This window comes from Sphingomonas sp. (assembly GCF_040398505.1).
Taxonomy (GTDB): domain Bacteria; phylum Pseudomonadota; class Alphaproteobacteria; order Sphingomonadales; family Sphingomonadaceae; genus Sphingomonas.
This window is the reverse complement of record NZ_JBBATX010000166.1, coordinates 1-1,095: the sequence shown is the minus strand read 5'-3', so window position 1 is coordinate 1,095 and position 1,095 is coordinate 1. Positions and strand designations below refer to the sequence as shown.

Below are 1,095 nucleotides of genomic sequence, written 5' to 3'. Positions count from 1 at the left end.
TTCGCCGGGGAAGCGGCATAGAGGGAAGCTGTTTTACCCAAGATGCGCAACGCTGGCGATCTCGACCAGGCAATCGGGCTTCACCAGATCGGCGCGGATACAATAGCGCGCGGGCTTGGCTCCCGGAAAATACTCCGCATAGACCGCGTTGAACGCGGCGTAATCGGCCAGATCCTTCAGGAAGATGTGGTTCATCGCCGCGTCCTCGAGGCGAGCCCCCGCCGCCGCCAGCGTGATCTTGATCACGTCGAGCACATGCCGCGTCTGCGCCGCTGCATCGCCGACATGCAGCACCGCGCCGCCCTCGCCCAGCGCCAGCACGCCCGAGACATAGACGGTGTTTCCCGCCTTCGCGCCCGCCGAATAAGGCGCGATCGGGGCGGGGAATTGCGGGGGGTTGATGGGTTCGAAGGGCATGGCTGGTTTCCTTGAGTGAATGTGGGGGATTTTCCCCAATTTTATCATCCCCGCGAAAGCGGGGACCCAGCACCTGACGCGGGAGATGGGTCCCCGCTTTCGCGGGGATGACACAGGAAGGGGTCGGTCACGCTCGCGCCACCTGCCCGAAACTGCCGCAGAAATCCGCGACCGTGCTGACCCAGCCGAAGAATTTCTCGACATTGTACACGCTCGCCGCCTGCATTTCGGGTGGGCCGAGATGGTGTGTCGCATCCTCCAGCATCACCCCGAAATATTCGAGGTGAAAGCCGTCGCGCAGCGTGCTTTCGACGCAGACGTTGGTGGCGATTCCGACGAACACCAAGTTGCGGATACCGCGCGACCGCAACACGCTATCGAGCTGCGAATTGAAGAAGGCGGAATAGCGCGTCTTGTGGAGCGAGATGTCGCCGGTTTGCGGCGTCAGCGCATCGACCAACGCATAATCCCACCCGCCGCGCGCGAGCAATTGCCCGGAAAGCTCGGGCCGCTTGCGCATCGTCTTGAGTGCATTGGATTTGTGGAAATTGGGCGACCCCGGCCCGCCCGCCTCTTTGTAATCGGCGTCCCAGCCGTTCTGCAGGAACACCACTTGCACCCCCGCCGCCCGCGCCGTTTCAAGCACGGTCGCGATCTTGCCGATCGTCCCCGCCGCCC

General features: G+C 63.4%; 2 protein-coding genes. Both read right to left on the bottom strand.

The features are described 5' to 3' along the window. Positions 1–33: 33 nt before the first annotated feature. The gene (locus ABWP09_RS13815; protein WP_353205703.1) at positions 34–417 is read right to left on the bottom strand and encodes a Rid family hydrolase; all 384 of its coding nucleotides are present in this window, start codon (positions 415–417) and stop codon (positions 34–36) included. A gap of 127 nt (positions 418–544) precedes the next feature. After that, on the bottom strand, positions 545–1,095 hold a 551-nt coding region (locus ABWP09_RS13810; protein WP_353205702.1), incomplete at its 5' end, for an isochorismatase family protein.